The organism is Massilia arenae (genome assembly GCF_008014745.1).
GTDB lineage: Bacteria > Pseudomonadota > Gammaproteobacteria > Burkholderiales > Burkholderiaceae_D > Telluria > Telluria arenae.
This window is the reverse complement of the sequence record NZ_VPFD01000022.1, coordinates 10,941-36,536: the sequence shown is the minus strand read 5'-3', so window position 1 is coordinate 36,536 and position 25,596 is coordinate 10,941. Positions and strand designations below refer to the sequence as shown.

Annotated in this window: 18 protein-coding genes; 7 read left to right on the top strand and 11 right to left on the bottom strand. The window is 67.9% G+C overall.

Annotation, left to right across the window (positions count from 1 at the left end; translation table 11 throughout):
- Positions 1 to 2 precede the first annotated feature (2 nt).
- From FVD38_RS18780 to FVD38_RS18765, 4 genes are all read left to right on the top strand, one after another.
- Positions 3 to 986, top strand: coding sequence for a BatA domain-containing protein (locus FVD38_RS18780; protein WP_147936235.1), 984 nt, complete (start codon positions 3 to 5; stop codon positions 984 to 986).
- Positions 970 to 3,057, top strand: a complete 2,088-nt coding sequence (locus FVD38_RS18775) for a DUF4175 domain-containing protein (RefSeq protein WP_147936234.1) — start codon at positions 970 to 972, stop codon at positions 3,055 to 3,057. Before FVD38_RS18780 ends, FVD38_RS18775 begins: the two co-directional genes overlap by 17 nt.
- Complete coding sequence (locus tag FVD38_RS18770; protein WP_147936233.1) at positions 3,054 to 4,601, top strand: hypothetical protein; 1,548 nt, start codon at positions 3,054 to 3,056, stop codon at positions 4,599 to 4,601. The genes FVD38_RS18775 and FVD38_RS18770 overlap by 4 nt, the downstream gene beginning before the upstream one ends.
- A gap of 156 nt (positions 4,602 to 4,757) precedes the next feature.
- Positions 4,758 to 5,696, top strand: a complete 939-nt coding sequence (locus FVD38_RS18765; protein ID WP_147936232.1) for an AraC family transcriptional regulator — start codon at positions 4,758 to 4,760, stop codon at positions 5,694 to 5,696.
- On the opposite strand, the gene FVD38_RS18760 is transcribed toward FVD38_RS18765, so the two are convergent.
- Entirely contained in the window at positions 5,693 to 8,122 is a 2,430-nt protein-coding gene (locus FVD38_RS18760) for a TonB-dependent receptor plug domain-containing protein (protein ID WP_229493826.1), read from the bottom strand. The two genes, FVD38_RS18765 and FVD38_RS18760, sit on opposite strands and share 4 nt — an antisense overlap.
- Positions 8,123 to 8,477: 355 nt before the next feature.
- Between FVD38_RS18760 and FVD38_RS18755 the strand changes: the two genes are divergently transcribed.
- Positions 8,478 to 8,675: a hypothetical protein gene (locus tag FVD38_RS18755; protein WP_147936230.1), complete on the top strand. Its 198-nt coding sequence runs from the start codon at positions 8,478 to 8,480 to the stop codon at positions 8,673 to 8,675.
- Positions 8,676 to 9,185, top strand: coding sequence for a hypothetical protein (locus tag FVD38_RS18750; RefSeq protein WP_147936229.1), 510 nt, complete (start codon positions 8,676 to 8,678; stop codon positions 9,183 to 9,185).
- Here the strand turns inward: FVD38_RS18750 and FVD38_RS18745 are convergent.
- The 8 genes from FVD38_RS18745 to FVD38_RS18710 form a co-directional block, all read right to left on the bottom strand.
- A complete protein-coding gene (locus FVD38_RS18745; RefSeq protein ID WP_147936228.1) occupies positions 9,148 to 9,918 on the bottom strand; it encodes a spermine/spermidine synthase domain-containing protein in 771 nt (256 codons plus the stop codon). The two genes, FVD38_RS18750 and FVD38_RS18745, sit on opposite strands and share 38 nt — an antisense overlap.
- A 50-nt stretch (positions 9,919 to 9,968) precedes the next feature.
- Positions 9,969 to 11,339 (bottom strand): sensor histidine kinase, encoded by a 1,371-nt coding sequence (locus tag FVD38_RS18740; RefSeq protein WP_147936227.1) that lies wholly within the window; start codon positions 11,337 to 11,339, stop codon positions 9,969 to 9,971.
- Positions 11,336 to 12,667: a sigma-54-dependent transcriptional regulator gene (locus tag FVD38_RS18735; protein WP_147936226.1), complete on the bottom strand. Its 1,332-nt coding sequence runs from the start codon at positions 12,665 to 12,667 to the stop codon at positions 11,336 to 11,338. The genes FVD38_RS18740 and FVD38_RS18735 overlap by 4 nt, the downstream gene beginning before the upstream one ends.
- A 25-nt stretch (positions 12,668 to 12,692) precedes the next feature.
- Positions 12,693 to 13,925, bottom strand: coding sequence for an ABC transporter permease (locus FVD38_RS18730; protein WP_147936225.1), 1,233 nt, complete (start codon positions 13,923 to 13,925; stop codon positions 12,693 to 12,695).
- 31 nt (positions 13,926 to 13,956) lie between these two features.
- Complete coding sequence (locus tag FVD38_RS18725; RefSeq protein ID WP_147936224.1) at positions 13,957 to 15,264, bottom strand: ABC transporter permease; 1,308 nt, start codon at positions 15,262 to 15,264, stop codon at positions 13,957 to 13,959.
- Between the two features lie 9 nt (positions 15,265 to 15,273).
- On the bottom strand, positions 15,274 to 15,987 hold the full coding sequence (locus FVD38_RS18720) for an ABC transporter ATP-binding protein (protein WP_147936223.1): 714 nt from the start codon (positions 15,985 to 15,987) through the stop codon (positions 15,274 to 15,276).
- A 27-nt stretch (positions 15,988 to 16,014) separates the two neighbouring features.
- Positions 16,015 to 17,283, bottom strand: a complete 1,269-nt coding sequence (locus FVD38_RS18715) for an efflux RND transporter periplasmic adaptor subunit (protein ID WP_147936222.1) — start codon at positions 17,281 to 17,283, stop codon at positions 16,015 to 16,017.
- Positions 17,284 to 17,454: 171 nt separating this feature from the next.
- Complete coding sequence (locus tag FVD38_RS18710) at positions 17,455 to 19,233, bottom strand: YbhB/YbcL family Raf kinase inhibitor-like protein (protein ID WP_147936221.1); 1,779 nt, start codon at positions 19,231 to 19,233, stop codon at positions 17,455 to 17,457.
- A gap of 222 nt (positions 19,234 to 19,455) precedes the next feature.
- On the opposite strand from FVD38_RS18710, the gene FVD38_RS18705 reads away from it, so the two are divergent.
- The gene (locus FVD38_RS18705) at positions 19,456 to 21,054 is read left to right on the top strand and encodes a MutS-related protein (RefSeq protein WP_229493824.1); all 1,599 of its coding nucleotides are present in this window, start codon (positions 19,456 to 19,458) and stop codon (positions 21,052 to 21,054) included.
- On the opposite strand, the gene FVD38_RS18700 is transcribed toward FVD38_RS18705, so the two are convergent.
- Both FVD38_RS18700 and FVD38_RS18695 read right to left on the bottom strand, forming a co-directional pair.
- The gene (locus FVD38_RS18700) at positions 21,000 to 22,829 is read right to left on the bottom strand and encodes a phytase (protein ID WP_147936219.1); all 1,830 of its coding nucleotides are present in this window, start codon (positions 22,827 to 22,829) and stop codon (positions 21,000 to 21,002) included. The genes FVD38_RS18705 and FVD38_RS18700 overlap by 55 nt on opposite strands.
- Positions 22,829 to 25,351, bottom strand: a complete 2,523-nt coding sequence (locus FVD38_RS18695) for a TonB-dependent receptor (protein WP_147936218.1) — start codon at positions 25,349 to 25,351, stop codon at positions 22,829 to 22,831. Before FVD38_RS18695 ends, FVD38_RS18700 begins: the two co-directional genes overlap by 1 nt.
- Positions 25,352 to 25,596: the final 245 nt, after the last annotated feature.

Below are 25,596 nucleotides of genomic sequence, written 5' to 3'. Positions count from 1 at the left end.
TCATGAATGCACTCTGGTGGCTCGCGCTGCCTGTCCTCCTTTTGCCGATCTGGTGGCACCGCAAGAAGCGCGTGCAGAACCAGGCGGCGCCGATGGCGACCGCGCGCTTCCTGCCTCGCACCGAGCCGCGCCAGACCCGCGTCTGGCGTTGGAGCGATCCTCTGTTGCTGTTGCTTCGTTGTCTGTTGTTGGCCACTCTCATCGCCTGGCTGGCCGACCCGGTCTATCCGTGGCGCGGCGATACGGTCGTGGTGACGCAAGGCGCCGACCCGGCGTGGGTCGAGCGCGAAGCAACGCAAGCCGGCCTGGCGAACGCCGAGCGCGTCACGCTGCCCGCCGCACAGGCCCTGGGCTGGGTGCATACGCACGAGCGTGAGTGGCAGTCGGACGCGCGCCTGCTGGTGCTGGGCGACGTGCCGATGCCGGCGGCGAAGCCGGCGTTCGGCCGTGCGGTCGAGGTGCGTACCCAGGCCGCCGCGCCAGTCAAGATCGAACGCCACGTCTACATCGCCAGCGAGCGTGCGGCCGAGTGGCGCCGCATGTTCGCGGCGCAGGGTGGTCCCGAGACCGTCATCGTCGATGACGCGCCGGGCGCCGCAACCTCGCTGATCGTCTGGGACCGTGCCGAAGCGCCGCCCGCCGCGCTGCGCGCGCCGTTGTGGTGGGTGACGCAGCCGTCGGTCTTCCCCGAGCTGGCCAAGTCAGGCGCAGTCGACGGCCTGCGCTACGCCGACAGCGCGCGCGGCCGCTTGTGGCATCATGCCGATTGGCCCCCACATGACGCGGATGCCGCGCGTGCGCTGCTCGACGATTGGCAGCAGCTGCACCTAGGTCCGCGCCACTTTACGCTGGCGCCGCAGACGTTCGCGGCGGTCGATGGCGCCAACGCACCTGCACCGAGCGGCGCGCTGCGCAGTGTCCTGCTGGCCATCCTGGCCGCACTTTTTGTACTGGAAAGGAGTCTCACGCATGCACGGAGGCGTTGAGATCACCAAACGGGTATGGCGCGCAGCCCAGCTGCGCCGCCTGCCGCTGTGGATACTGGGCGCGCTGCCATGGCTGGCGATTCCTTCGGGACCGGGCCTGCTGGCCTGGGCCGGCTGGTGCGCGCTGGACTGGGTCAAGCTGCGCCGCCGCGTCACCTTCGAGTGGACCGCCTGGCTGGACGGCGCCGTGCCCGAGATGGAAGACAGCGCGGCCCTGCTCGAGGCGGCCGATTCCCCGATCGCCCGCCTGCAGCAGCAACGCCTGTTCGACCGCCTGGACGCCGTCATCTCGCCGGCCCAGCTGCGCCAGATTGTCGCGCGCTATGTGTCAAGCGGGTATCCGATCATCCTGGTCAGCGCGGTGCTGGCAGGGATGGTGTGGTATGCAACCACCAGGCCGTCGGATGGCTCGGCCCCTGTGGCGCCGAGCCCGGTCGGCAGCGCGACCGCGGCCACGCTGGCCGGGCTCACGATCAAGCTGGCGCCGCCGGCCTATACCGGCGTCAAACCATCCGAATCCAGCCCGGGCGACCTGCAGGCGCCGGAACAGACCGTCGTCAGCTGGTGCCTGAAGGACGGCACGGCGGGCAACAACAAGATTGAGCTGGGCAATGGCCAGGTTCTGGAACCGGGCAAGGAGTGCGCACGCTGGACCGCCACCGAGTCGGTGGTGTGGCGCTGGCGCGGAAATCGTCACACACTGCGAGTCGTCCCCGACCAGCCGCCCGAGATCACGATCGCTGCGCCAACCCAGATGATCCAGGACCTGCGCGAGAACGCGACCGGCACCGCGATGGCGATCCAGATCCGCGACGACTACGCGATCCGGCGCGCCACCCTGCACATGACGCTGGCGCGCGGCAGCGGCGAGAACGTCAAGTTCACCGACCGCGAGATGCCGCTGCCGGCCTCCAGCGATCCGAAGCGGCGCGACTGGTCGAAGCAGTGGTCGCTCACCGAACTGGAAATGGAACCGGGCGACGAGCTGTATTTCTTCGTGCGCGCGACCGACAACGCCGGCCGTCCCCAGACCGTGCAGTCGCCTACCTACACCGTGCGCCGGCCTGCGCCGGAACAGGAGGCGGAAGAAGAGAGCGCGGCGATGCCGTCGCTGGTCAAGCCGGCTTCGCTGCGCAGCCAGCGCCAGATCATCATCGACACCGAACAGCTGATCGCCGATATGCGCGGCACGAAGATGGCAGCCGATGACGTGCGCGACCGCAGCGAACGCATCGCCAACGACCAGGCGCAACTGCGCCGGCGCTATGGCCAGTTCCTGGGCGAGGAATCGTCGCTGTTCGCCGACAACGCCAGCTCCGGCATGGCCGGCGCGCAAAAAGCGGACGACCATGACGATCACGAAGGCCATGACCATGGCCCGGGCGAGCATCCGCACGAGGAAGGCCACGACCACGGCAGCGCCAACACCCGCAAGAGCGCGATCCGCAACGAAACCCAGCACATCCTGGAAACCTACGGCCACGCCCACGACGAGGCCGAGAACGCGACGATGTACGATGAAGGCACCAAGAAGGTGCTGCGCCGCGCGCTGGTGGCGATGTGGGATGCCGAGAAGTCGCTGCGCGCCATCGTACCGAAGACCGCCTTGCCGCCCGAGCACAAGGCACTGGAAGCGATCAAGGAGTTGCAGCAGGCCGAACGCATCTACCTGCACAAGACCGCCTTCATCCCGCCGCCGATCAAGGAAGAAAAACGCATGACCGGCGAGATGGTGGGCGCCGCCAGCTACCGCCGTGAACAGGCCGGGGAGGGTTCGCCGTTGCCGGAAGAGCTGCGCGCATTGGTGGCCACCCTGTCCGGCGAAGCCGCATTGCCGTCGCTGTGGATGCGCACCGCCAACGACTGGGTGCGTACGCGCCTGAAAGACGACGAACAGCGCCTGGCCGCCCAGCGCGCGATCCAGGACGTGGCCGACGGCTGCATCGCCTGCCGGCCGGTGCTGCGCGCCTGGCTGCGCACCGGCGCCGGCGAGGGCCAGGTGCTGCTGCAGGCCAGCAGCAAGGTGGAGACCCCGTTCGCGCGTCACTGGCGCGAGGCGGGCGCGCCATGAACCAGACCCTGCTCATTGACCCCATCATCGGCCTGATCGCCCTGGCCGGCATCGTCAGCGCCGCGCTCTACCTGCGCCGCAGCCAGTGGCTGGACGCGCTGCTGATCGTCGTCGCGGCCACCGCCCTAGGCCTGTTCGCGGCCGACCTGCGCGTGCCGGGCGAGGCCGGCCGCACGCTTGCTGTCGACCCGGCCGCACCACCGCGATCGCTGGAAGGGGTGAATGCCTTGCGCCTCGAAGGTGATGGCCTGCGCGCCGCCGCATGGAACGATCTGCCGGCCCTGCCGCTCGCCTGGCAGGCGCCGAAGGGCGGTGCGCTGCGCCTCGACTTCCCGAGCCAGGTGGCCCTGGGCCGCCTGTTCACCCTGACGGTCGAGCGCGAAGACAAGACCGAAGCCCGCCTGGAACTGCTGGCCGAGAACGGTCAGCCGATCGCGCGGGCGCGCGGTGCGGGCAAGCTGACCGTCGAGTGGATGCCGCCGGTGGCCGAGCGCGTCGTCCTCAGGGCGCGCCTGCTGGATGCGAAGGACAAGGTGATCGCCGAAGGCCCGGTGCCGTTCACCGTGCATGAGCCGGTCCAGTTGCAAGTCGTCGGCCGCTTCGGCGCGCCATCGTTCGACCTGCGCGTGCTGAACGACTTGATGGCCGGCAGCGGCGCGCTGCTCGACTGGCAGGTCACGCTGGGCCGCGACGTCACCCGCACCGAGGCGCCGCGCGAAGAGATGACTGCGCCGAACCTGATGGTGATCGATGCCGCCCGCTTCGAGCGCATGGGCGCCGGCGAACGCGCGTCCCTCCTCAAGCGCGTGGCCGACGGCATGCCGTTGCTGGTGCTGGGCGGGAATGCGAACGATCCGGGCGTCTGGTCGCGCACCCTGCAATTGCCGCTGCGCGTGCAGCCGCTGGGCGGCATGCTCGATGCGCCGCTGGAGATGCCGCTGGCGCCGATGCTGCCGACGGCGCGCGACGCCGGACCCTGGACCGGATCCGACGACAAGGTCTGGACCCGCGACTGGCAAAAGGGGCGCATCGCCTGGCTGGGCGTGAGCGAATGGCATCGCCACGCGATCGCCGAACCGCGCAAGCTGGCGCTGTGGTGGCAGGGTGTGCTTGACCGCGTCGGCGTCGAGCGCCGTCAGGAGACCGAATGGCTGGCTCCCGCCGAGATGCCACTGCCCGGACAGCGCCTGGAAGTCTGCGCCCGCGGCGTCGATGGCGAGGTCGCTTTCCCCCAACTGAAGCAGGCCTTGCGCTGGCAGGCCCGCGCCGATCGCATCGATGCTTCCTGCGTTGCACTGTGGCCGCAGAAGTCCGGCTGGCTACAGATCGCGGACCGCAAGGCGGGCGCGCATGCCGTCTACGTATATGCTGCGAACGACTGGCCGCAATGGCAGGCCATGCAACAGCGCGATGCGACGGCTCGTTACGCTGCCCGCACGCCGCTCACTGCCCAGGAAGGACCAACACGCCCGATGCCGGCCTGGCCGTTCGCCCTGGCCTTTGCCGTGGCGATGCTGTCGCTGTGGTGGCGCGAGCGCCGCTGATACGCCCTGGAGTCGCCCACGCGCGACTCCGTTGTTTCTCCTGCCAGGTTGGAGGATCAGGCAGGAACTCCAGAGGAACAGGCATTCGTGCCGGATCGGCCCACGTCTACCATCTGCGGAGCTCGATCCTGATTTTTTCGACTGGACCTGACTCCCATGCCCCGAACCCTGAACGCATTGCGGCAACAGCTGGTCGAGTGCCTGCTCCGCGCGACGTCCGGCGACGGCCTGCACGTGACAAAGGTGCCGAAACTGAAGCTGGTCCGCGTCTCCGGCCCGACCGCCCTGGGCCAGGTGCTGTACCAGCCCGGTTTGTGCCTGCTGGCGCAGGGATCGAAACAGCTGCTCGTGGGCGATACCCGCATCGTCCACGACAGCGCACGCCATATGGTGTTCGCGCACGACGTCCGGGTGTCGGGGCAGGTGGCCCAGGCGTCGCCCGAGAAACCGTATCTGTGCGTCTGGCTCGACATCGATCCCACGGTGATCGCGAGCCTGCTGCTGGAAGATGCGCAGCAGGCCGCGCCGTTGCCGGTGGGCGTGGATGCCACCTTCGGCATCCATACCGCCAGCACCGACGACGACCTGCTCGACGCCGTGCTGCGCTTGTGCCGGCTGCTCGAGACGCCGCGCCATATTCGCCAGCTGGCGCCCCTGGTCTACCGTGAAATCATGTATCGCCTCCTGATCGGCGAAGGGGGCTGGCAGCTGGCGCATTTCATGACGCCCGGCACCCAGCCGCACCGCATCCGGCTGGCGGCCCAGCAGATCACGCTGCGCTACAGGGAGCCGCTGCGCATGGAAGAGATCGCGCAGGCGGCGAATATGAGCCAGTCGTCGCTGCATCATCACTTCAAGCTGGCCACCAGGATGACGCCCCTGCAATACCAGAAGCAGCTGCGCCTGCAGGAGGCGCGCCGTTTACTGGTGTTCGAGGCGGCCACCGTGGCCAGCGCGGCGCACCGGGTCGGCTACGAAAGCGCCTCGCAATTCAGCCGCGAGTACACGCGCGCCTTCGGCATCAGTCCCTCGCAGGACGTGCGCGAGCTGCGTTCCTTCCTGTTGCAGCCCGCGTCCGGCGCGCCGGACGGCTAGAACGTATAGTCCGCCTTCACGTAGGCCGAGCGCCCGTTCATGCCGAACGGGCAGGTCTCCCAGCAGTGCGTGAAGCCCATCTGCGGGAAGGGCGCCGCGCGCTCGGGATTCCAGCGCGTCGGATAGGTGTCGAAAAGGTTGTTCAAGCCCGCCGACAGCGCCAGGTTCTTGTTGAAGGCATAGCGACCGGTCAGGTCGACGATCCACTTCGCTTCCCAGGTCTGCACGAACGGCGCAGTAAAGCCCTGGCCCTGCACCTCGCCGAAGTAGTTGGCGCGCGCCGTCAGGTTCCACGGTCCCGTGGTGTAGTCGGCCGACACCACGTGGTGCTTGCGCGGCTGGCCGCGTTCGATCAGCGTCACCTGGGCGTCGTCGAACAGCTGGGCGCCGGTGAGCACCGGCGACTGCGAGTGACGGTCGTCGACCTCGGTCTTGTTGAAGCCCAACTGGCCGGACAGCACCAGGGTCGAGCCCTGACCCTTGATGGTCTGCTGCGCCACCAGATCCAGGCCGGTGGTGGTGGTGTCGATCGCATTGGTGAAGAACTGGGCCTGGCCCACGCGTAGCGGGTCGAGGATGTTGCGGATCGGGCAGGCGGCCGGCGTCGCGCAGGGGCCGGACTCGGGCGCGATATTGCTGGAGAAGACGATGCGGTCGTCGATCCTGGTGCGATACACGTCGGCCGTGAGCGAGAAGCCCTGGGTCGGGCGCAGGATCATGCCGATGCTGGCGCTTTTCGAGGTTTCTTCCTGCAGCGGCGCGATGCCGAAGGCGCGCGTGACGGCACTGTCTTCGCGCGCGGTCAGGGTCTCGGTCAGCACGCCGGCGGCGTTCAGGTTGGTCGAGACCGAGCTGTAGAACTTCTGCTGCACGCCCGGCGCGCGAAAGCCGGTCGAGGCGCTGCCGCGGATGCCGACCGTACGGCTCGGATCCCAGCGCAGGCTCAGTTTGCCGATGGTGGTGTTGCCGAAGTCCGAGTAGCGTTCGTGGCGCGCCGCGGCGCCGAGCGTGACGTTGGCGCCGAACTTGCGCTCCAGGTCCAGGTAGTAGGCGGTGTTGTGGCGGCCCTCGTCGACCGCCGTGCTCGGGGTGTAGCCGGGGAAGCCCTGGATGCCCGAGGCGGCGATGCCGCCGTTCTGGTCGCGGATGATGATGGCGGGATTGTTGGTGCGGCCGTACTGGTACGAGACCGGATCGCCGGCCTCGATCTCGTAGTTATCGCGCCGCCATTCGAAGCCGGCGGCCACGAACAGCTCGCCGCCCAGCACGTTCACCGGGCCCTTGAAATCGAGGTTGAAGGTGGTCTGCTCGAACTTGAGCGTGCCGGTGTCGGCCGACGTCGGCGACTCGCCGTTCTCGTACCAGTAGCTGACGTTGATCGAGTTCCGTTCGTGGAACTTGAGCTGGCTGCGGCCGTGGTTGACGCTGGCGTCGGCGTTCCAGCCGTTCGGCAGGTCGTGGCGGTAGCCGACGGCGAGCGAGGCATCCTGCACCGTGGTCACGATATTCGGCAGGAAGCCGTTCGGATAGATCTCGGGCACGTTGCGCGAGTCTTCGGCCGGGCGGAAGAAGCCGCCCGAATCGCCCTTGCGCTTGGAGGCGCCGCCGAAGGCATACAGTTCGCCGCCGGCGGTCGGGATGGCCGAATTCAGCCACAGATAATAGTCTTTCGCGTTGCTGTCGCCGAGGCGCTGGGTCACGCGCGGCGGGCTGACGCGCAGGGTGTCCGGGCCGGCGCGATTGGTCTCGTCGCGCTTGCGCGCCTCGACCGACAGGTTCAGGTAGCCGCCGTCTGCCCCCAGCGCGAAACCGCGGTTGGCGCTGGCCGAATAGGTGTCGCCGTCGCCTTCGTCGGTGGTGCCGGCGCTAGCGCTCAGGGTGCCGTTGCCGGCGCCCTTCTTGAGGATAATGTTGATGACGCCTGCGATCGCGTCCGAGCCGTACTGCGCCGCGGCGCCGTCGCGCAGCACCTCGATCGACTGGATCGCCGACAGCGGGATCGCATTGATGTCGGTGCCGGCCGAGCCGCGGCCGATGGTCTGCTGCACGTTGACCAGGGCTTGCTGGTGGCGGCGCTTGCCGTTGATGAGCACCAGCAGCTGGTCCGGGCCCAGGCCGCGCAGGGTGGCGGGGCGGATGATGTCGGTGCCGTCGCTCACGAAGGTGCTGGTGAAGTTGAACGAGGGGTCGAGGTCTTGCAGCACCTTGCCCAGTTCGAGCGTGCCGGCGGACTGGATGTCCTTGCTGTTGATGAGGCCCACCGGGACCGCGGTATCGAGCGCGGTCTTGGCCTGGGTGCGCGAGCCGAGCACCACGACTTGCGACATGCTGCTGTCCGTCTCCTGGGCGCTAACGGGCGCCAGTGCCGCCATCAGTGCCGACGCCAGCAGGGCGCGTTGCCGCAGTATTTTCTTGTTCAACTTCATGGTCATCCTCTACCCCCTGCAATGAGTTTTGTCATGTCATCCGCTTGTTCGGATGTCATTTGATGTTAGCAATGGGATATGTCCGTACACTACGAAGATATTGAAATAAGTAAATACGAAGGTGAATAAGCGGGATGTCCGTGGTGCAAAAGAGACGTACTCCTGCAGTTCACGACATTTTCATGAGTGTCGGGTAATGCATTGAGAATAAAGAAGTTTTTGATGAGAAATGTTGTAGAAAAGAGTTTGCTGGATTGTTACGTTCTCTAACAAGATTTCCAGTGGTGTGCTGCCGAGGGGCTTTAGCATAGGTCTCAAGACGGCGCTTTCGCCGCACTTCGTAGGCAGCCACATCATGATCCAACGACGAATCGACGAGCGGTCCGCGCTCGCTACCGAATATGCGTTGTTCCTGGCCGAGACGCGTGGCGTGTCGGCGGGGCTGGTGTACCTCGAGAGCTGCAATGTCTCACAAGAGATCCTGCTGCGCGCCATGCAGGATCCCGCCGCCCGCCGCAACCGCGAGCGGCGCCAACGGCAACGGAACGACTAGATGAATATCACCCAGCTATGCAAGCGCTACGGCCTGGAACACCACGGCAGCCTCGAAAGCGCCTGGGACGCCCACGGGCCGACCGGCATCGTGCTGATGCAGCTCTGGCACGCTCCCAACCAGAAGATCGATGATCATCCACTGCCCGGCGCGCAACTGCGGGTGCGCTGCATGGATGCCGGCCAGGACGGGGAAGCGGATGAAGAGGCGCATGCCGCCCGCGTGCGCAGCATCGCGGCGGTCGAGAAGGGCGCGCGCGGCTTTGCCGCTATGTCGATCCCGCCGAGCCAGTCGCGTGGCGCCGGCGCCTGGGCCAAGTATGCCAACCTCGAACGGGTATTCCCGGTGCTGGGGCTGGAGCGCGAACCCTGTGGCGCGGTGTTCGCGGTGCTCGGCGCGCCGGTGCCGGCGTCCGAACTGGGCGTCAGCGGCCACCTGCCGGGCCGCCGCCCGCCCACGCCGCGCCACAAGATCACGAGTGGTCGCGCATCCACTCTTTCAGGCCGTTGACCCAGTCCTTGGCCGGCAGGTTCAGGCGTCGCTTGATCTCGCCGGCGCGCTCGTACAGGACCGCGAAGTCGATCTCGGGCGCATCCTTGAAGGCCAGCACCACCACATTGGCGTCGTGCACCTCGGGCAGCCAGGCGACGGCGTCGAAGACCTGCTCCATGTTGAGGAAGTTCTTGTCGTAGTTGCTGAAGTCGCCGAACACATTGGCGGTCATGAGGCCGCCCGGCGCCAGGCAATCGCGGCAGCCCTGGTAGAACTCGACCGAGTCGAGCACCGGGCCGCGCGCGTCCTGGTCGTACAGGTCGACCTGCAGCACGTCGAACTTGCCGTGGTTGCCGCGATCGAGCACGAAGTCCAGCGCATTCATTTCGCGCACGTCCAGGCGGGCATCGTTGTCGGGCAGGCCGAACAGCGCGCGGCAGATTGCGATCACATTGGGATTGAGTTCGACCGCCGTGACCTTCGCCTCGGGAATGCGCTGGTAGCAGAACTTGGTGAGCGCGGCGCTGCCCAGCCCGAGCTGGGCGATGCGGCGCGGTGCGCGCTGGAACAGCGTCCACATCATCATCATCTGCACGTATTCGAGCTCGATCGTGTCCGGCTTGGCGATGCGCATCGCGCCCTGCACCCAGGAGGTGCCGAGGTGCAGGAAGCGCACGCCTTCGAATTCGTCGATGGTGGCGGGCGGATGGCCGGGCTGGGCGAAGCGGGGATCGATGGTGGACGGCGGCATGGTCGAGCGGCTGGAAAATCAAAGCCGATCTTACCAGAGCGCGCCGGGCTTCAGCCGGATGGCGGGGCGGATAGCGCCGGCAGGAACAGTGTCACCGCCAGCCCGCCGCCGTCGCGGTTGGCGAGCAGGATGCGTCCGCCGTGCGCTTCGGCGATCTCGCGCGCCAGCGCCAGCCCCAGGCCGGTGCCGCTGCGCTTGGTCGAATAGAAGGGCACCAGGGCCTGAGTCAGGACCGCCTCGCTCATGCCGCTGCCGCGATCGAGCACGTCGATGCGCAGCTGGTCCTGCACGCGCCGCACCTGCAGCCCGACGTCTTCCGGCTTCGAGCCCGATTCATGCGCGTTCTTGAGCAGGTTCAGGAGCGCCTGTTCGAATTGGGCGGCATCGACCCAGGCAGGGTCTGGCGGCAGCTCGCCTTCGACCGAAAAATCGACCTGGCCGGCCAGGCGCGCGACCAGGTCCGGCCATGGGCAGGCTTCCAGGCGCGGCGTGGGCAGCTTGGCGAAGCGCGCATAGCCGAGGATGAAGCTCTCCAGGTGGCGGGTGCGCTCGCCGATGGTCGAGAGGATCTGCGGCAGGCGCTCGACCTGTCCGCGCCGTACCAGTTCGGCGCCGGAGTGGGCCAGCGAGGCGAGCGGCGCCAGCGAGTTGTTGAGTTCATGGCTGATCACGCGGATCACCTTCTTCCAGGTCTGCACTTCCTGGCGCCGCAGTTCGGCCGTCAGCTGGCGCAGCAGCAGCAGCTCGTGGCGGCGCCCGTTCAGGTTGAAGGTGCTGCGCGCCAGGTGATAGACCTCTTCGTCCTCGCCCTGGCCGGCGCTGAACAGGCCGTCGCCGCCGCGCGCCAGCGCTTCGCGCAGGGCCGGCGCCGCCTCGTCGAGCATGGCGCGCAGGGCGTTGCCCTCGAGCTTGCGGCCATGCGCCAGCAACTGGCGCGCGGCGACGTTGGCGTAGACGATGACACCTGCGTGCTCACCCGCGTGGGCGGAGGAATCGGCCACCAGCAGCATCGCCACCGGCGTGTTCTGCACCATCGAGTCGAGCAGCAGTTCGCGCTGCACCAGGCCCAGGCGCTGCTCGCGCAGCACGGCGCCCAGCCGGTTATGGGCCGCGATCAGGTCGCTCAGCTCGTCGTTGTGCGGCCAATGCAGGCTGAAGGAAAAGTCGCCGTCGCGGTAGCTGTCCACCGTGCCTTCCAGCGCGCGAAACAGCGACAGGATGGGCTGGACTTGCGCGCGCAGGGTGATGATCGCCACCGGCAGCAGTCCAAGCAGGCACAGGCCCGCGACCAGCAGCGGGCGGCCGGGGAACAGGGCGTCGAGGCCGAGCGCGGCCAGCATGGCCAGCACGAGCAGGGTGCCGACCAGCGCCGACAGGCGCGTGACCAGCGAAAACCTGGTCCGGGTCGGCGCCTGGCTCATGGCCGTGCGATTCCCAACCGTTCCATGCGGCGGTACAGCGCCTGGCGCGACAGGCCAAGTTCGTTCGCCGCCTGCGCCACCACGCCGCCGGCGCGCGCCAGCGCCCCCACGATGGCGTCGCGGTCGGGTTCCGTGTCCTGGGCCGGCAGGCTGGTCGCCGGCAGGCCGAGGTCCGCCACCGCGATGGTGTCGCCGCCCGACAGCAGGTTGGCGCGCGCCATCACGTTCTTCAGTTCGCGCACATTGCCGGGCCATGGATGGGCCAGCAGCGCCGCTTCGGCCGACGGATGCAGGGTCTTGCCATGCGCCAGGAAGGATTGCGCCAGCGGCAGGATGTCGCCCGGACGGCTCGCGAGCGGCGGCAGGCGCAGCTCGATCACGTTCAGGCGGTAGTACAGGTCTTCGCGGAAGGTCCCGGCGCGGATCATCGCGGAGAGATCGGCATTGGTGGCGCTGATCACGCGCACCTTCACCTGCCGCTCGTGGTTCGAGCCGAGCCGCTCGAAGCGGCCGGTTTCCAGCACCCGCAACAGTTTCATCTGCCCGGCCAGCGGCAGGTTGCCGATTTCGTCGAGGAACAGGGTGCCGCCGTCGGCGGCCTCGAACTTGCCTTCGCGCGCCTTCGAGGCGCCGGTATAGGCGCCGGCATCGGCGCCGAACAGCTCGGCCTCGATCAGTTCGGATGGCAGCGCGCCGCAGTTGAGCACCACGAAGGGGCCGTGGGCCACCGTCGAATTGGCCTTGATGATTTCGGCGATGCGCTCCTTGCCGGTGCCGTTGGGGCCCGTGATCAAGACCGGTACCTCCGCGCGCGCCACCTGGCAGGCCAGGTGCAGCACGCGTTCAGTGGCCGGATCCTGCCACACCAGGCCGCGCAGGTCGAAGTTCAGTTCGAGCTCGCGCTTGGCCTTGCGTTCGCGTTGCAGGCGGCCGCCGAGCGCGCGGTTGGCCTGGCCCAGTTCGATCAGGTTGCCGACCGTGGCCAGCAGGCGTTCGTCATTCCATGGTTTGGAAAGATAGTCGGCGGCGCCAAGCTTGACCAGGTCGACCGCCGCGTCCAGGTGGGTCCAGGCGGTGAGCAGGATCACCGGCAGGTCGGGATGGCGCAGGCGGATCTCGCGAAATAGGGCCACGCCTTCTTCGCCCGACGTGGTGTCGGCCGTGAAGTTCATGTCCTGGATCACCAGGTCGACCGGCTCACGGCCGAGGAGGTCCAGGCCCTCCTCGGGCGAGGCCGCGCGCAGCGCCGCGATGTCGTGCAGCGAGAACAGCACCTCGAGCGCCATGGCGACGGCGGCATTGTCGTCAATGATGAGAACTGTGGGCATGGCCGCCAGCATAGCACTCTCCGGCTTAGGTGCTGCGGGTGGCCAGCGCCGGCGAGGTGCTGGCTGCGCGCCACGCCGGACCGTAGGCTGCCAGGATGCCGATCGCCCAGAACAGCAGGGCGCCGGCGATCAGGTAGGGCAGCGGCAGGCGCGTCATTTCCAGCTTGCTCACCAGGAGCTGGTTCAGTCCCACGCCCAGCAGCACCCCGCCGAACACACCGGCGCTGGTGATCAGGACGTTCTCCAGGATGAAGTAGCGCAGGATGTCGATCTTGCGCGCGCCGAGGGCACGGCGCACGCCGATCTGCTTGCGGCGCTGGGTCACCCACAGGCTGGCCATGCCGACGATGCCGCTGCAGGTCACCAGCAGCAGCAGCGCGCTCACCGTCACCAGCATCCACGACAGCGCCACGTCGGCGCGATAGCGGTCCTTGCGATCGCCCTCGACCGTCTTGATGCGCAGGATCATCGGCGTGGCCGACGATTTGCGCAGCGCCTGTTCGGCTTCGCGCATCACGCGGTCGCGCTGGCCCGGCTCGGCGCGCATGGCGTACAGCGTGCCCGGACGGCCATACGAGAACTCGGGCATCACGACCGAATACTCGCCATCCATGCCCACCTCGGCATGCACGCTCTGCAGGCGCTCGACCACGCCGACCACCTGGGCCCCGCGCGCTTCGTTGCCGGTGCCGAAGTACATGATCTTGCCGACCGCTGGCGCGCCCGGCCACAGTTTCTCGGCCAGGTCACGGGTCATGAGGACGGTTTGCGGCGCCCTGTTCTCAGCCGCCTGGTTGACCTCGGGGATTTCATGCGGCAGGAAGTCGCGGCCCTCGACCAGCTTCAGGCCGAAGGTCTTGACCATCGCGCCATCCGTGGCGTAGATCGAGGCGTAGGCGCTCTCGCGCTCCTGGCGCGGATCGGCCGAGATGCTGGTGGTGCTGCCGCTTTGCGCCATCGGCATCTGGGACACCTGGCCCGCCGATACCATGCCCGGCACCGAGCGCAGCACCTCCAGCTCGCGCTTGATGGTGGCCAGCATCTGGTCCGGCGTGTTCTGGTTCAGGTTGCGCACCACGAAGTAGAAGGTCGCGGCTTCGTCGGCCAGGCCGGAAGGGCGCGCCGCCACTTCTCGCCGTTCGTTCACGATGTGCAGGGCATTGGCCAGGATCGCCAGGCTCAGGGCGACCTGCATCGCCACCAGGATCGGGCCGGTCTTGTTGCGCAACAGCGCGGACAGGATAGGTCGGATTTCCATATTCATTGCTCCCGGGTTGATACGCTGATGATCATTGCGATTTGAGCTGGATGGCCGGCGTCACCTGGCAGGCGCGCCAGGTCGGCAGCAGGCCGGCGATCAGCGAGGCGCAGATCGACAGCACGAAGGTCAAGGCCAGCATCTGCCAGTCCATGCGCGCCACGGCTGCCATGCTCTTGCTTTCCATGCCGATCAGGGCCAGGGCGCCGAAGGCCAGCGCCAGTCCCAGTACGCCGCCGGCCATGCCAACCACGCCGGTCTCGATCAGGAACTGGCGGAAGATGTCGCGCCGCGAGGCGCCCAGCGCGCGGCGGATGCCGACCTCGGAGGCGCGCACCGAGAACTTCGCCAGCAGCAGGCCGACAGTGTTGACCAGGCACAGGAGCAGGAAGCCGAACGCCAGCCAGGCCGACAGCCGGGTATCGTTGCCCACCACCTTCTGCTTTTCCATCCATTCCATCACGTTGTACAGCTCGACCGGGGCCTGGCGCTTCAGGCGGCCCAGCTTACGCTGCTCGCTCGCGTAGTTCTCGAGGAAGGCGTGCAGGTCGGCGCGGTCCATGCCCGAGCGGGTTTCGAGCCAGAGCTGGATCCAGGTGCATTCCGAGGCCAGCAGGGAGGCATAGCCGGAATCGCGCTGTTCGCTGCAGCTCACGCTGCCGTAGGCCGGCATCTCGCGCCGCACCGCGGTGGTGAAGGGAATCATGAAGTCCTCGCCGGTGGCCTGGCCGCTGCCGATCAGTTTGTAGTAGCGCGGCATCGGATTCCATTCGTCGAGCACGCCCACCACGGTGAACGGCTCGCCGCCCATGCGCAAGCGCTGGCCGACCGGGCTGGCGTCGCCGAACAGCTTCTCTGCCACCGTACGGCTCAGCACCACGACGTTGGCGCCGCCCGCCTCTTCCTCGGCGCTCCAGGCCTGGCCATGCAGGAAGGGCACGTCGAACATGGCGAAGAAATCGCGCGTCGGCGCCAGCCCATAGCCGCTGAAGGCCGGGATGTCGGTGCGCGGCGGCTCGATCGGCATGCCGGTGCCGAACATCGCCGTGCCGCGGTCGCCCGGCTTGGCGCGCAGCAGGTTCATCGCGTCCTTGTAGCTCATCTGCATGTCGATGTGCTCGGAACCCGGGATGTAGCCTTCGGGCTGGGCGTTGTCGATGAAGGGTACGAACAGGCGGTCGCTCTTGGAGGGGATCGGATCGCCCGACATCGCGTGCAGGATGGCGAGCGTCGAGACGCTGGCGGCCACGCCGATGGCCAGGGTCAGCACCATCAGGGAGGTCAGGTAGCGGTTGCGGCGCAGGCTGCGCACGCCGAGCTTGAAGTAATAGCCGAACATGACCACTCCTCAGGCTGGGACGGAGGCAGGGGTATCGACCAGCGACGGCCCGCGCCGCACCAGGTCGGATACCTGGCCGTCGATGATGTGCACATTGCGGTGGGTGCGCACCGCCAGCTCCGGATCGTGGGTCACCATCAGGATCGTGGTGCCGGCGGCGTTGATCTCTTCCAGCAGTTCCATCACGCCGCGCGCCATCTGCGTATCCAGGTTACCGGTCGGTTCATCAGCCAGCAGCAGCTTGGGCGAGCCGGCCAGCGCGCGCGCGATCGCCACGCGCTGCTGCTGGCCGCCCGACAGCTCGGCCGGGTAATGCTTCATGCGCGAGGCCAGGCCGACCTTGGCCAGCGCGTCCTCGATGCGCTCCTTGCGCTCGCGCGCATTGAAGCCGCGATAGCGCAGCGGCACGTCGACGTTGTCGAACAGGTTCAGGTCGGGGATCAGGTTGAAGCCCTGGAAGATGAAACCCAGCTTCTCGTTGCGCAGGCGCGAGCGCGCCGCGTCGTCCAGGCCTTTGACGTTGACGCCGTCCAGCACGTATTCGCCCGAGGTGAACTCCTCCAGCAGGCCGGCGATGTTCAAAAAGCTGGTCTTGCCGGAGCCGGACGGTCCGGTCACGGTGACGAATTCGCCCTGGCTGACGTGGATCTCGAAGCCGCGCAGCGCGTGGGTCTCGATCATGTGGGTGCGGTACACCTTGCTCAGGTTGGTCATGCGCAGCATGGTTGGCTCCTTGTTGGACGATGTTGTTTATTGGTTGATGGAGACGCTGGCGGCACTCTCGAAGGCGTCGGTGCCGGCCACGACGACCCGGTCGCCGGCCTTCAGGCCTGACACGATCTCGACCGCCGAGATGCTGGTGGCGCCGACCTGGATCGGGGTGCGCACGGCGATCCCGTCGCGCATCACGTAGGCATGGCGGCCGCCTTCGTTTTCCAGGAACGGGCCGCGCTGCACCATCAGGACGTTCTGCTTTTCTTCGATCAGCAGGCGCGCGCTGACGCGCTGGCTCTGGCGCAGGCCCTTGGGCTGCTCGCCGTCGAAGCGCACCCGCGCCAGCACCTGGTTCTTGACCACCTCGGGCGACAACGCCGACAGCTTGCCGGTGGCGCGGCCCGAGGGCAGGGTGATTTCGGCGCTCATGCCCAGGCCCAGGTCGCCGGCATAGGTCTCGGGCACCTCGACCTCGACTTCGAGCTTGGACAGGTCAACCAGCGTCATCAGCGGTGCATTGGCGATGACCACCATGCGGTTCTGCACGTTCAGGGTGCCGATGAAGCCGTCCACCGGCGCGCGCACGGTCAGCTCGTCGACCCTGCGCTGGGCGTTGGCCATCGACAGGCGCGCGCGCTCCATCTCGTTGGTCTTGGTGCGGATCGCCAGCTGGACGTCGTCGCCTTCGAGGTTGGCCGCCTGCGCCGCGTGCTTGGCGCGGATGCCTGCCGAGTTGAGGGCGTCCTGGGCCTTCTGGTAGTCGATCTTGGCGATGATGCCGACCACGCCCACGCTGTCGTAGCGCTCCACCGTGCGCTGGGCCGACAGGCGCTCGATCTCGGCGGTATCGGCTTCGCGCTTGGCCAGCAGTTGCTGCTTGCGCGCCAGGATCTGCTGGCGCGCCACTTCGGCCTTGAGCTGTTCGTAGGTCGAGACTTCGCGCTTGAGGGCGTCGCTCAGGTCGGGCGACTCCAGTACCGCCAGCACGTCGCCCTTCTTGACGGTGTCGCCGGCGGCGACCTTCAGGTTGACGGTGGCGGGGGCGGTGGAATACAGGGTGGGGCTGACGGCAGCGACCACGCGGCCGTTGACGGCGGCGTCGCGCACCAGGGTGCCGCGCTGGACTTCGGCGATGCGCACGCGGCTGCCTGAGACCGAATGTTCGCTGCCGCTCCAGGCGGCGAACACGGCGACGCTGGCGGCCAGCAGGGCGGCGGCGATACCGATCAGCAGCGCGGGGCGCTTGAACTTGTGGGACGCCGGCGTGGCGACGACGGCGTCTTGTTGGGATGTATCGCGGATCATGTTGTGTCCAGTAACGACGAGTTTCCTGTCGTTATTGCACGATCCGTGCCAGCGCTTATTTCATTGTTAAGTTATTGATTCATAAAGGAGTGGCCGGCGGACGCCGCTGTCCGCGGTGTCCGTCCGGCCTCTGCGCGGTCGTTCGCGGACAGAACCGTCCGCGCTGGCCGCTTACTTCTGCGGCTGCTGCTTCTGCCCGTACTTGCCCACGATCTCGCCCTTGGCCAGCACATGGCCCTTCATCGCCGCCAGCACCTGGTCGCGGTCGGCGCCGAATGGCACGTCGAGCATCTTGTCCAGTGCATAGACCTGGAAGTGGTAGCGATGCGCCGCCTCGCCGACCGGCGGCCTTGGCCCGTAATAGCCGGGCGCGCCGCGCGTGGTGCGGCCCTGCAGCACGCCGTCCGGGTCGGACAGGCGCGGCTGCTCCTGCACGCCTTCCGGCACGCTGGTGATGGTGGCCGGGATATTCCACATCACCCAGTGCACGAAGGGCGTGACCGGTTTGGCGTCCGGGTCTTCCATGATGACCGCGTACGATTTCGCGCCCGCCACGGCTTTCCAGGACAGCGCCGGCGAGACGCCGTCCGCATACTCGGTGTAGCGATCGTCCATCGTCCCGTTGGCGCTGAAGCTCGACGACGTCACGCTCAGTTGGCCCTTGGCCTCGGTCTCGGGGCGCTTGTTCGCCAGCGGGACCTTGTTGCCCTTGTTGACCTGCTGCTCCATGGGGCCGGCCGGCGCCTTCGGCGGCGTGGCCGCTGCCGCCTTGCCGCCGGTGTAAGCGATGCGGTAGATCACGCCGTTGGCGTCGTCCGCCATCAGCAGCGCGCCGTCCTTGGCCAGCGCCAGGCCGACCGGGCGCGCGATATGGGTCTTGCCGCCATCGGTCAGGAAGCCGGTGACGAAAGGCTCGACCGACTTCGGCTGGCCGTCCTGGTAGCGCACGCGCACGATCTCGTAGCCCGACGCCGGCACCCGGTTCCACGAACCGCGCATGGTGACGAAGGCGTCGCCCTGGTAGTCGGCCGGGAAGGCGCTGCCGGCGCCCCAGACCCACTGCATCGGCGCCGCGTGGGCGGTATAGCCCAGCACCATCGGCGTGCTGCGTTCCTTCCACTGTTCCTTGGTGATCTCGCCCTGCGGCGTGCTTTGCGGGTAGATCTCGCCGGCCCCGTAGACGTGCGGCCAGCCGTACTGCTTGCCCAGCTCGATCTTGTTGATCTCTTCTGGCTGGACGTCGTCGCCCAGGAAGTCGATGCCGTGGTCGAAGCCCCACAGCTCGCCCGTGGCCGGATGCCAGCCGAAGCCGATCAGGTTGCGCAGGCCGCTGGCAAAGATGGTGCGGCTCTTGCCGTCGGGGGAAACGCGCAGCAGGGTGGCGTTTTCCACATTGCTTTCGTTGCAGGTATTGCAGGTGCTGCCGACGCTCAGGTACAGCATGCCGTCCGGGCCGAAGGCCATGGTGCGGTTCGGGTGTTGGCCCGAATCGGGCAGGTCGCCGATCAGCATGGTGAGTTCGCCCAGGCGGCCGTCGGGCTTGATGTCGGCCACGAACAACTCCTTGACGGTGACCAGGTACAGCTTGTTGTCGCGGATCGCCAGGCCGTGGGCGCCGGCGCGGTTGGCCACCGTGACCGGCGCGCCGTCGGCGCGGCCGTCGCCGTTGGCGTCGCGCAGCAGCAGCACGTCGCCCTGGTCGCGCCGGCTCAGGTAGACGTCGCCGTTCGGCGCCACCGCAATGATGCGCGCGTTCTTGAGGCCGGTCGCGAAGGCGCTGACCGTGAAGCCCGGCGGCGCCTTCAGGGCAGCGATGCGCTCCGGCGTGGCCTCCACCTTATTGGGTTTCCAGACGTTGATCTTGGTGGAGAACATGGTGCCGTCGCCCTGCTGGGCGGTAGCGGAGCCGAACACCATGCACAGCGCGGCTGCGAGCGAAGCGCGTTTCATTGGGGCCTGCCTTTCTTGGTCGTTGTTGGTGGGAGCCTTGCGCCAATGATCGTGCCAGCGATTCGGAACGCGGTATGTTTGGAAACGTACATTGTCGGATTCAATGTTGAACATGCGCCACGGGTAATTTCAGCCCATAAATGTTTTCGATCTTGCAAGATGGCAATCGATCCGTATATTGGACTGGCACCCGGCGCCGCCGGTTCTCCAGAAAGTTCATCAGTGTCGTTGTTCGACCGCCTGCAAGACCTGTTGCGCAGCCTTGCGCTCGCCCCACCCGCCCCTCCGCAACGCCATTTCTTCATCCCGGACGAAGTCGAGCGCCTGTACCGCCTCGATGGCGCCGCCGGCATCGACGACCAGACCTGGAACGACTTGCTGCTCGAATCGTACGAAGAGAAACTGGCGCCCCGGGCCAGCATCTTCGCGCGCCAGGTGCTGCACCGGCGCCTGCGGGCCGGCATCGACGATGCGGCATGCGTCGCGCAGCGCGCGCGCCTGCAGGCGCTGATGGATGACCCGGCGCGGCTGGATGCGATCGACGCCAGCCTGTCTCCCTTGCGCCATGCCGATGCCGAGGTGGCCGGCCTGCTGTTCCAGGATACGGCGCCGACCATCCCGTGGTGGCCGCGCTGGCTATGGCTGCTGCCGCTCGCGCTGCTGCTGTCGCTGGCCGCCCTGGCGACCCTGCCGCTGGGCTGGATGTTGACCCTGGCGGCGCTGACGCCCCTGATGGCGCTGCAGATGCGCCTGCACCGCCCGCTCGAGGAATGGGCCGCCACCATCCGCGCGCTGCACGCGCTGCTGCGCGCGACCAGCCTGCTGGGTGGGCAGGGCGGGCAACTGCTGGAACCTTTCGTGGCTGCGCGCCCGCGAGCGGAACGCCTGCACCTGCGCCTGGCGCGCTCGCTGAGCCTGCGCATGATTCCGGGCGCGATCCAGTACGCCGACTGGTTCGCGGCGGCCAATGTGACGTTTTACTTCAAGACGCTGCGCATCGTGCACGCCGAGCGCGCCTTGCTGCGCGAATGCTACCTGGCCTGCGCCAACCTGGAGGCCGACGTGGCCCTGGTGCGCCACCTGGCATCGATCGGGCGCTGGTGCTGGGTCGAGCGCGGCGACGCGCGCACGTTGGTGCTGGAGGGCGGCATCCACCCGTTGATGGAAAGGCCGGTCGCGCTGTCGGTGGCCCTGGAGGGAAAAGGCGCCTTCGTCTCGGGCCAGAATGCCTCGGGCAAGAGCACCTTCCTGCGCATGGTGGGCCTGAACGCAATCGCAGCGCGCGCTTTCGGGTTTTGCTATGCCACGCGGGCCTGCCTGCCGGCGGTTCCGGTGCGCGCCAGCATGCAGAACGAGGATTCGCTGCTGGGCGGCGAGAGCCTGTATATGGCGGAACTGCGGAGGGCGAAGGAATTGCTGGATGCAGCCGGCCAGCCGCCGGGCATCTGCCTGATCGACGAGGTATTCCGCGGCACCAACCACCTGGAGTCGGTATCGGCGGCGTGCGCCGTGCTGGAACAGCTGGCCGGTCGCGACCTGGTGCTGGTGTCCTCGCACAACCTGGTGCTGGCGCCGCTGCTGCGCGAGCCGCTGGCGCCGTTCTTCATCGACACCGCCAGCGGCCAGCCGGTGCTGGCGCCGGGCGTGCTGCGCAACCCGAACGGCATCGCGCTGCTGGCGAGCCAGGGTTTTGGAGCGGAGATTGAAAGCAGGGCGGCCGAGGTGGCGCGCTGGTTGAGCAGCCACCTCGTGGAACCCGCCCCGCCTCAATCTTCCAGCTTCAAGGCCTTGGCGACGTCGTCCCAGGCCACCGCCTTGTAGTTCTGGGCTGCGTCCGGCATGCGCTTGAAGCCGTCGTGCACCACCAGCATGCCGCGCGCGTACGGACCACCGAAGTTGGCCGAGCTCACTTCCAGGCCGTCGGTCTCGGATGCACCGTCGATGCCGGCCACCGGGTCCATGCCGATGCGGAAGGCGCCACGCACCTTGAACGGCGGGGCCGCATCGAACACCACGTAGCTGCTATTGCCCTGGCTCGACACCACCAGGTAGCTCTGCTTGTCGCCGTGGTAGATGCCCATGCCTTCGATGTCGTCGTGCAGCCACTCGCCCACCGGCATCACCATCTTGAGCGTGGCCGGCTGGTCGGCCTTGGCCGACGTCACCCACAGCGCCTTGTCTTCTTCGCCCACGAACAGCAGGCCGCTGCGGTCGTCCGCCACGCAGCCTTCGGGTTGCGTGGCGACCTTGAACTGGCGCGCGAGCGTGGCGCCGAACTTGCCGCCCTTGCGGGTGATCTGCCAGTGCTCGTAGCGGCCGTCCTTGTCGTTGACGAAGGCATCCAGGCCGCCCGCCGCGGTGCGGTAGGTGCAGGTGCCGTAGATGTCATTCAGGCCGGTCGGCAGGCGCGCGGCTTCCGCCAGAGTGCCCCTGGCGTCGATCGTGAACAGCACCATCGCATTCTCGTCGCGCTGGGTGGCCAGGGCCAGGTCGAAGCGCTCGTCGCCGAAGCGCAGGTCCTGGCGCACATCGACGTTGTTCAGGCGGCCCGCCGGCAGGAACTGGGTTTCCTTGCCCTGCAGGTCGTACACCAGCATGCCCTGCTTCTTGTTGGTGCCGAGGATGCGCGACTGGGTCGCGTCCTTCGGGTTGACCCAGATCGCCGGATCGTCGGCGGCGTCACCCAGTTGCGCGACCGGCGCGGTCTGCATGCGCGGCATCACGATTGGCAGCGCGCGCGGCGGCGGGGTGCCGGCCTTCCATGCCAGCGCCGGCGCCTGCCAGCCTTTCTTCGTCTGCACCAGAAGCGAGGCGCCGTCCAGCGCCACCAGCTGCTTGCCGCCCAGCGCGCGCGCCGGCAGCGCAGTCCAGGCCGCGCCGGCGCGGCGCCAGCTCAGCAGGTCGCCCTTCTCGTCCAGGACGGCCACGCCGCCCGGCAGCACGGCCAGGCCCTCGATCTCGCCGGCCAGCTTGCCGTACGGCGCGCGCAGCGCCACCGGCACGCGCGCCGACGGACCTTCGGCATCGGCGCCATAGGCCCACAGGCCCATGCCTTCCTCGGCCACGAACAGCGTGGCGTGGGCGTCGTCGACGCGGCAATGGGTGACCGCGGTCGGCAGCGCCAGGCGGCGCACCAGGCGATAGCCGCCCTGCGCCTCGCTGCCCAGCAGCCACTGCTGCGCCTGGCCGTCCGGGCCGACCATGAACACATGGTCCAGGCCCTGGGCGTCGCGGTACATGCAGGCCGCTTCCAGGCCGAAGCCGGCTTCCGGCATCGGCGGCAAGGCTTTCAGTGCGCCGGCCGCAAGGTCGACCCGCACCGGTTGCACGCGCTCGGTGTTGGAATCCATGATCACGGCCAGCACGCCGCCTTCGACCGGGCGCAGGTCGAGCTGCTCGGCGCGGATGGCCAGGCTGGCGCGTTCGCTGCCGTCGGCGCCGACCAGGCGCAGGGCATTTTTGTCGAGCGCCAGCCAGGCGCCGCCCGGCAGCGCGGCCAGGGCTTCGGTCTTGGCCAGCGAGGCCGGTACTTGCGGCGCAGCGGCGGCCGCCGCATGCAGGGTGGCGAGGAGTACCAGGGATACGATTTTTTTCATTAGAAGATGCTCGCTTTCAGGCCGATCTTGAAGGTGCGGCCGTATTGTTCATGTTGCGCGTTGCGGGACTTGTCGCCCATGTACACGTAGTATTTTTCGTTGTTCAGGTTGCTGGCATCGAAGGTCAGCTGCCAGCGCTTGTCCAGCTTGAACGACATCGAGAAGTCCAGCTGCTTCTGGGCGTCGACGTAGCGGTCCTGGCTGGCATCGAGCACGTCCTCGCCCAGTTCGAGCAGGTAGGGCGATTTGTAGTTCATCGCCAGGCGGGCGCTGAACGGACCGGACTCGTAGCCGACCATCAGGTTGCCGATGCGGTTCGACTGGCCCGGCATGCGAATGCTGCGCGACGCCACGCCTCCATCGCCGTCGGCGCTGTCGATGTCGGCCCGCGAGTGGGTGATGGCGCCGTTGATGCCGATCAGCAGGCCGTTGAACGGCGCCGGCAGCATGCGCAGCGGCTGCTGCCAGGCCAGTTCGATGCCGCGCACGCGGGCTTTTTCGCCGTTGGCGTACGAGATCGCGCTATTGAAGTCGACCCAGTCTCCGCGCCCGGCCAGGTCGGTGGCGTAGGTGAAGTCCTTGATATCCTTGGTGAACACATAGGCCGACACCACGCCGTCGCCGCCGATGGTGCGCTCGATGCCCAGGTCCAGGTTGTGCGAGCGCAGCGGATTCAGGTCCGGGTTGCCGATCGTGGCTTCGTCGTCGCCATCCAGGCTGACGCCCGGCGCCAGCTGGGCGAAGTTGGCGCGCACCACCGAGTTGCTCCATGCCGCGCGCAGGCTGGTGTGCTGGTCCATGTCATAGCGCAGGTGCATGCCCGGCAGCCAGTTGGTGTAGGAGCGCGAAGCGCCGCGCGGCGTGATCTCGTCTTCGTCCGTCACCTGCGAGCCATCTGCCTTGAAGCGGGTGCGCTCGGCGCGCACGCCCGCCAGCAGCGACCAGGCGCCACTACGCAGGCTGGCCTGCACGTAGGCGGCGTCGATGTCTTCCTGCAGCTTGAAGTCGTCCAGCGCCGAGTCGACGATCGCGCGTGCGCCGTCGCGGTTCAGGCCGGCCAGGCGGGCGCGTACCAGGTTCGGGTCGAGCGTGTAGCCCAGGTTGCCGAACGGGTAGTCGATGCGGGTGCCATTGACGAAGGCGGCCATCGAGGTAGGGCCGGCGCCCCAGTAGTCGCCATCGCCGGGATCGTCGCTGCCGAATTCCCAGGCGTCGGTGTCGGTGCGCTTGTCGCGGCGGGTGGCCTTGGCGCCGAATTTGAACGCGCCGCTCCAGTCGCCGGCGTCGAATTCGCGCTGCAGGTCGAGGCGCAGCTGGTGGCTGGTGTCCTTGGCGTAGGCGCGTTCGATCGCGAACGAATCGAGTTCGTAGTTGGCAGCGTCGGCCACGCCGGCGGGGGCGATCAGGTGCGGAGCGCGGGTGTTGGTGAAGCCGACGCCCTCGAAGCTCTCGATGTTGGTGAAGCGCGCGTCGCTGATCGCGTTCGGCGTCTTGTCGGTGGCGCGGCTGGTGGCGGCCTCCAGGTGCATCTTCCAGGCGTCGCCGAAGCGGCGGTCCATCGAGCCGGTGAGCGAGCGGATCTCTTGCGTGTACTTGCGCTGGCGCAGGCGGCGTTCGACGGTGGCGGGAGCCAGTTCGCCCTCGGCCACGCTCTCGTCGTCGTTCTCGAAGTCGCCCACCGTCATGCGGTCGCGCGACTCTTCGTCCGAGAAGCGGCTCAAGAAGCCGCGCAGGGCGTAGCTGGTGCTGGCGTCCGGGCGGTAATCGAGGTTGAAGGCGCCGGCGCGGCGCTCGCGCGTGGGCAGGTAGTCGCGCATCTCGAAGCCTTCGAGGCGCTTGCCGTCCCATGCGCCGCCGGTTTCCACGTTGTCCGAGCCGAACTTGCGCTTCTCGCCCGACAGGCCGGCGGCGATGCCCAGCTTGCCGTCCATGAAGCGCTGGGCCCACAGCAGGTTGGCGCTGGGGCTGTTCTGGTCGGTATTGGTGTCGTGGCTGGCGGCCACGCCGACGCTGAGCAGCTTGCCCGGCAGGTCGAACGCCGACAGGGTCTTGACCTCGACCGTGCCGCCCAGCGAGTTGGCGTCCTGGTCGGGCGTGGCCGACTTGGTCACTTCCAGCGAGCGCACCAGGCCGGCCGGCAGCACGTCCAGCGCCACCGCGCGGCGCGTCGCTTCCGGCGAGGGCACCATGGCGCCGTTGATGGTCACGCTGTTGTAGTCGGCGTCCAGGCCGCGCACCACCACGTAGCGGCCTTCGCCCTGGTCGCGCTGGACCGAGATCCCCGGCACGCGCGCCAGCGCCTCGGCGGCGTTCTTGTCCGGCAGGTGGCCGATGTCGTCGCTGCTGATGACGCTGACGATGTTGTCGGCCTGTTCCTGGGCGGCGATGGCGCGCGCCAGGCTGGCGCGCTGGCCGGTGACGACCACGCTGGATTCGACGGCCGGCGCGGATGCAGGGGCAGCGTGGACGCCGGCAGCGGCCAGCAGGCTGGCAGTGATGGCGGGGAGGGCGAGATAGCGCATGGGGGCAAGGAGATAGTTGGAGTGGGGCGGATTCTGGTGCCTGAATGTGACGAAATGGTGACGACTTCCGGTCGGTCCGACGCCGTGGGCCCCGGGCCTGCTCCGGATGAGCCGAATTGACCCGGCGCCGGCCATGGGCTGCCTGCGACGGGCATGGCTGCGCACGGGGTGCGGCTGGATCGGCTGAGCCGTTCGGACCCTGTGCCGGGGCGAGACAGTTTTGCCATCCTGTCATCCTGCGGTCA

Bases quoted from the DNA above. Each gene is read 5' to 3' on its own strand.
- FVD38_RS18775 (WP_147936234.1), top strand. From the start codon at position 970: ATGCACGGAGGCGTTGAGATCACCAAACGGGTATGGCGCGCAGCCCAG.
- FVD38_RS18695 (WP_147936218.1), bottom strand. From the start codon at position 25,351: ATGCGCTATCTCGCCCTCCCCGCCATCACTGCCAGCCTGCTGGCCGCT.
- FVD38_RS18770 (WP_147936233.1), top strand. From the start codon at position 3,054: ATGAACCAGACCCTGCTCATTGACCCCATCATCGGCCTGATCGCCCTG.
- FVD38_RS18755 (WP_147936230.1), top strand. From the start codon at position 8,478: ATGATCCAACGACGAATCGACGAGCGGTCCGCGCTCGCTACCGAATAT.
- FVD38_RS18700 (WP_147936219.1), bottom strand. From the start codon at position 22,829: ATGAAAAAAATCGTATCCCTGGTACTCCTCGCCACCCTGCATGCGGCG.
- FVD38_RS18715 (WP_147936222.1), bottom strand. From the start codon at position 17,283: ATGATCCGCGATACATCCCAACAAGACGCCGTCGTCGCCACGCCGGCG.
- FVD38_RS18720 (WP_147936223.1), bottom strand. From the start codon at position 15,987: ATGCTGCGCATGACCAACCTGAGCAAGGTGTACCGCACCCACATGATC.
- FVD38_RS18765 (WP_147936232.1), top strand. From the start codon at position 4,758: ATGCCCCGAACCCTGAACGCATTGCGGCAACAGCTGGTCGAGTGCCTG.
- FVD38_RS18780 (WP_147936235.1), top strand. From the start codon at position 3: ATGAATGCACTCTGGTGGCTCGCGCTGCCTGTCCTCCTTTTGCCGATC.
- FVD38_RS18745 (WP_147936228.1), bottom strand. From the start codon at position 9,918: ATGCCGCCGTCCACCATCGATCCCCGCTTCGCCCAGCCCGGCCATCCG.
- FVD38_RS18725 (WP_147936224.1), bottom strand. From the start codon at position 15,264: ATGTTCGGCTATTACTTCAAGCTCGGCGTGCGCAGCCTGCGCCGCAAC.
- FVD38_RS18730 (WP_147936225.1), bottom strand. From the start codon at position 13,925: ATGGAAATCCGACCTATCCTGTCCGCGCTGTTGCGCAACAAGACCGGC.
- FVD38_RS18750 (WP_147936229.1), top strand. From the start codon at position 8,676: ATGAATATCACCCAGCTATGCAAGCGCTACGGCCTGGAACACCACGGC.
- FVD38_RS18740 (WP_147936227.1), bottom strand. From the start codon at position 11,339: ATGAGCCAGGCGCCGACCCGGACCAGGTTTTCGCTGGTCACGCGCCTG.
- FVD38_RS18760 (WP_229493826.1), bottom strand. From the start codon at position 8,122: ATGAAGTTGAACAAGAAAATACTGCGGCAACGCGCCCTGCTGGCGTCG.
- FVD38_RS18735 (WP_147936226.1), bottom strand. From the start codon at position 12,667: ATGCCCACAGTTCTCATCATTGACGACAATGCCGCCGTCGCCATGGCG.
- FVD38_RS18710 (WP_147936221.1), bottom strand. From the start codon at position 19,233: ATGAAACGCGCTTCGCTCGCAGCCGCGCTGTGCATGGTGTTCGGCTCC.